At 45.9% G+C, this 4,897-nt stretch carries 4 protein-coding genes and 1 pseudogene; all 5 read left to right on the forward strand.

Translation table 11 applies throughout. The features are described from left to right. A pseudogene (locus HMPREF3057_RS02400) lies at nt 1–227 on the forward strand (3-deoxy-7-phosphoheptulonate synthase); the annotation flags it as partial. 1 nt (nt 228) lies between these two features. Further along, on the forward strand, nt 229–1,260 hold the full coding sequence (locus HMPREF3057_RS02405) for a 3-deoxy-7-phosphoheptulonate synthase (RefSeq protein ID WP_049478699.1): 1,032 nt from the start codon (nt 229–231) through the stop codon (nt 1,258–1,260). Between the two features lie 44 nt (nt 1,261–1,304). Then, on the forward strand, nt 1,305–1,667 hold the full coding sequence (acpS, locus tag HMPREF3057_RS02410; protein ID WP_049478703.1) for a holo-ACP synthase: 363 nt from the start codon (nt 1,305–1,307) through the stop codon (nt 1,665–1,667). Then, complete coding sequence (gene alr / locus HMPREF3057_RS02415; protein WP_049478700.1) at nt 1,657–2,760, forward strand: alanine racemase; 1,104 nt, start codon at nt 1,657–1,659, stop codon at nt 2,758–2,760. The genes acpS and alr overlap by 11 nt, the downstream gene beginning before the upstream one ends. Nucleotides 2,761–2,777: 17 nt before the next feature. Next, nucleotides 2,778–4,793 carry an ATP-dependent DNA helicase RecG gene (gene recG, locus HMPREF3057_RS02420; RefSeq protein ID WP_049478701.1) on the forward strand — a complete coding sequence of 672 codons (2,016 nt, stop codon included), beginning with the start codon at nt 2,778–2,780 and terminating at the stop codon, nt 4,791–4,793. The last annotated feature ends 104 nt before the right edge of the window (nt 4,794–4,897 follow it).

The raw sequence follows: 4,897 nt of genomic DNA on the forward strand, positions 1-4,897 counted from the left end.
GCAAGCAATACATGGATCAAATCCGTATCGTTCGTCAGACCTTGATTAACCGTGACTGGAATGAGAAGATCAAAAAATATGTTCGTGGTTTTATGATTGAGTCCTATCTGGAAGATGGACGTCAAAATGAGCCAGAAGTTTTTGGTAAGTCCATTACAGATCCGTGTCTAGGCTGGGACAACACAGAAGCACTTGTTCGCGAAATTTACCAAACGCTAGGAGAGTAAGATGGCATTTATCGAAAAAGGTCAAGAAATTGATATTGAAGCAATCAAGGCTGCGACCCAGTTGTCACCTGAAGCCTTGCGAAAGAAAGAAGCCCGCGATAGAGAGCTGGCAGCCATCATCTCAGGTGAGGACGACCGAATCCTTTTGGTGATGGGACCGTGTTCTTCAGACAATGAAGAAGCTGTGCTCGAATATGCTCGTCGTTTAGCAGACTTACAGAAAAAAGTTGCAGATAAAATCTTTATTGTGATGCGTGTCTATACGGCTAAACCTCGTACCAATGGAGATGGCTATAAGGGTTTGGTTCATCAGCCGGATACTTCTAAAGCTCCAAGCTTGATTAATGGCATACAAGCTGTTCGTCAGCTGCACTACCGTGTGATTACGGAGACGGGCTTGACGACAGCTGATGAGATGCTTTATCCGTCAAATCTCGTTTTGATCGATGATCTAGTCAGCTACCATGCTGTAGGGGCTCGTTCAGTAGAAGACCAGGAACACCGTTTTGTAGCGTCTGGGATTGATGCTCCAGTTGGGATGAAAAATCCAACATCTGGGAACCTTGGGGTTATGTTTAATGCTATCTATGCAGCTCAAAACAAGCAAACCTTCCTTTACCACGGTCAAGAAGTGGAAACTTCGGGAAATCCTTTGGCCCATGTTATCCTTCGTGGCGCCATGAACGAATATGGTAAAAATGAACCCAATTTCTACTATGAAACCCTCTTAAATGCCATCAATCGTTATGAGACCATGGGACTTGAAAATCCCTTCATTATCATCGATACCAATCATGACAATTCAGGCAAGCAGTATATGGAACAAATTCGCATTGTTCGCCAAGCCTTGCTGAATCGTGACTGGAATGAAAAGATTAAAAAGACGGTTCGAGGCTTTATGATCGAATCTTACCTAGCAGACGGTCGCCAAAATCAACCAGAGGTCTTTGGTTGTTCCATTACCGACCCTTGTCTAGGTTGGGAAAATACAGTAGCCTTGGTAGAAGAAATTTATACTACCTTAACAAAATAAGTGAAAAGGATGGAGTTGGGGGAATCTCAGCTCCTTTTATGAGTATGATAGTTGGACACGGAATTGACATCGAAGAATTGGCTTCGATAGAAAAAGCAGTTACACGACGTGAGGGCTTTGCCAAGCGCGTGCTGACCCCTAAAGAAATGGAGCATTTTACCAATCTCAAAGGGCGCAGACAGATCGAATACTTGGCAGGCCGCTGGTCAGCTAAGGAAGCCTTTTCCAAGGCTATGGGAACTGGTATTGGCAAACTGACCTTTCAGGATTTGGAAGTTTTGAACAATGAACGAGGGGCTCCTTATTTTAGTCAGGCACCATTTTCGGGAAAGATTTGGCTATCTATCAGCCATACAGATCAGTTTGTGACAGCCAGTGTCATTTTGGAGGAAAATCATGAAAGCTAGTCCACATAGACCAACCAAGGCTCTGATTCATCTGGGAGCTATTCGACAAAATATTCAGCAAATGGGGGCTCATATCCCTGAAGGAACGCTCAAGTGGGCAGTGATCAAGGCCAATGCCTATGGTCATGGGGCTGTTGCCGTTGCCAAGGCTATTCAAAATGATGTTGATGGATTTTGTGTTTCCAATATTGATGAAGCTATTGAACTTCGTCAGGCTGGCCTCAGCAAGAAAATCCTCATTCTAGGTGTATCTGAGTTAGAAGCTATTGGCCTAGCTAAAGAATACGACATCACTTTGACGGTGGCTGGACTGGAGTGGATTCGAGCGTTGGTTGCCACTGGGGCTGATTTATCTGGCTTATCGGTTCACCTCAAGATTGACTCAGGGATGGGACGGATTGGTTTTCGAGATTCCAGTGAGGCAGAGCAGGCTCAAGCCTTGCTCCAACAACACGGCGCTCGTGTTGAGGGGATTTTTACCCACTTTGCTACTGCAGATGAAGAATCAGATGACTATTTTAATGCCCAGTTAGAATGCTTTAAAACTATTTTGGCAAGTATGAAGGAAGTTCCAGAGCTGGTTCATGCCAGCAACTCAGCAACGACCCTCTGGCATGCTGAGACTATTTTCAATGCAGTCCGTATGGGAGATGCCATGTATGGTCTCAATCCTAGTGGAGAGGTCTTGGACTTACCCTATGATTTGACACCAGCCTTGAGTTTGGAGTCTGCCCTTGTTCATGTCAAGACAGTTCCAGCTGGAGCTTGCATGGGCTATGGAGCAACCTATCAGGCGGATAGTGAGCAAGTCATTGCGACCGTGCCAATCGGCTATGCGGATGGTTGGACACGAGATATGCAAAATTTCACTGTCTTGGTAGATGGCCAAGCTTGCCCAATCGTCGGACGAGTATCTATGGACCAAATCACCATTCGTCTGCCTAAGATTTATCCGCTAGGAACAAAAGTAACCATGATCGGCACAAACGGTGGCAAGGAAATCACAGCTACTCAGGTAGCGACCTATCGTGGAACTATTAACTATGAGGTGGTTTGCCTCCTCAGCGACCGCATTCCGAGAGAATATTATTAAAAAGAAAGGAGTGGAGCATGAATCTACATCAACCCTTGCATGTCTTGCCTGGTGTGGGACCAAAGTCAGCAGAGAAATACGCCAAACTAGGAATTGAAAACTTGCAAGACCTCTTGCTCTACTTTCCTTTCCGTTATGAAGATTTCAAAACCAAGCAGGTGCTGGAGCTGGAAGATGGCGAAAAGGCGGTTCTGTCTGGTCAAGTCGTTACTCCTGCTAGTGTCCAGTATTATGGTTTCAAGCGCAATCGTCTGCGCTTTAGCCTCAAGCAGGGAGAAGTCGTTTTTGCGGTGAATTTCTTTAACCAGCCCTATCTAGCTGATAAGATAGAGCTGGGAGCAACCCTGGCTGTCTTTGGGAAATGGGACCGCGCCAAGGCTAGTCTGACAGGGATGAAGGTCCTGGCTCAAGTAGAGGATGATCTCCAGCCTGTCTATCGTCTGGCTCAAGGAATCAGTCAGGCCAGTCTGGTCAAGGTCATCAAGACGGCTTTTGATCAGGGGTTAGACCTCTTGATTGAAGAAAATCTTCCCCAGTCTTTACTTGATAAATACAAACTCATGTCCCGTTGCCAGGCTGTTCGCGCTATGCATTTTCCCAAGGATTTGGCAGAATACAAGCAGGCCCTTCGCCGTATCAAGTTTGAGGAACTCTTTTATTTCCAAATGCAATTGCAGACGCTCAAGTCTGAAAATAGAGTTCAGGGAAGCGGTCTGGTTCTGAATTGGTCTCAGGAAAAAGTGTCGGCTGTTAAAGAAAATCTGCCTTTTGCCCTGACCCAAGCTCAAGAAAAGAGTTTGCAGGAAATTTTGACAGACATGAAGTCGGACCATCACATGAATCGTCTCCTTCAAGGAGATGTGGGAAGCGGGAAAACGGTAGTTGCTGGCTTGGCCATGTTTGCGGCGGTGACGGTTGGCTATCAGGCAGCTCTTATGGTGCCAACAGAAATCCTAGCAGAGCAACACTTTGAGAGTTTACAGAACCTTTTTCCAGACTTGAAACTGGCTCTCTTGACAGGATCCTTGAAAGCTACAGAAAAAAGAGAAGTCTTGGAGACTATTGCCAAGGGTGAGGCTGACTTTATTATCGGGACTCATGCTTTGATACAAGATGGAGTGGATTATGCTCGCCTTGGCTTGATTATCATCGATGAGCAGCACCGTTTTGGTGTGGGGCAAAGGCGTGTTCTGAGAGAAAAAGGGGACAATCCTGACGTTCTCATGATGACAGCGACGCCCATTCCACGGACGCTGGCTATCACAGCCTTTGGCGATATGGATGTTTCCATTATCGACCAGATGCCAGCGGGTCGGAAACCCATTGTGACACGTTGGATCAAACATGAGCAACTACCTCAGGTACTGACTTGGTTAGAGGGGGAAATTCAAAAAGGTTCGCAAGCCTATGTTATCTCTCCCCTGATCGAAGAATCTGAAGCTCTGGATCTGAAAAATGCTATTGCCTTATCTGAGGAGTTGACAGCTCATTTTGCTGGCAAGGCAGAAGTAGCCCTCCTACATGGTAAGATGAAGAGTGACGAAAAAGACCAGATCATGCAGGAGTTCAAAGAGAGAAAAACGGATATTCTGGTTTCGACAACGGTTATTGAGGTTGGGGTTAATGTTCCCAATGCGACCGTCATGATTATCATGGATGCCGACCGGTTCGGTCTCAGTCAGCTTCACCAGCTCAGAGGCCGTGTGGGTCGGGGTGACAAGCAGTCCTATGCTGTTCTTGTGGCTAATCCTAAGACTGAGTCTGGGAAGGACCGCATGCGCATCATGACAGAAACGACCAATGGATTTGTCCTTGCGGAGGAAGATTTGAAAATGCGTGGTTCTGGTGAGATTTTTGGAACCAGACAGTCAGGACTTCCAGAGTTTCAAGTGGCGGATATTATCGAAGATTTTCCGATTTTAGAAGAAGCCAGAAAGGTTGCCAGCTACATTAGTTCGATAGAAGGTTGGCAAGAGGATCCAGAATGGCGCATGATTGCTCTCCATCTGGAAAAGAAAGAACATCTAGATTAATACTCTTCGAAAATCAAATTTAAACCACGTCAACGTCGCCTTGGATTATATATGTAACTGACTTCGTCAGTCTTATCTACAACCTCAAAGCAGTGCTTTGAGCA

Origin of the sequence: Streptococcus sp. HMSC072D05 (assembly GCF_001815805.1) — a bacterium.
Classification (GTDB): domain Bacteria; phylum Bacillota; class Bacilli; order Lactobacillales; family Streptococcaceae; genus Streptococcus.

Excerpts from the sequence above, each read along its gene's own strand:
- recG (WP_049478701.1), top strand. The coding sequence starts at position 2,778 with ATGAATCTACATCAACCCTTGCATGTCTTGCCTGGTGTGGGACCAAAG.
- alr (WP_049478700.1), top strand. The coding sequence starts at position 1,657 with ATGAAAGCTAGTCCACATAGACCAACCAAGGCTCTGATTCATCTGGGA.
- HMPREF3057_RS02405 (WP_049478699.1), top strand. The coding sequence starts at position 229 with ATGGCATTTATCGAAAAAGGTCAAGAAATTGATATTGAAGCAATCAAG.
- acpS (WP_049478703.1), top strand. The coding sequence starts at position 1,305 with ATGATAGTTGGACACGGAATTGACATCGAAGAATTGGCTTCGATAGAA.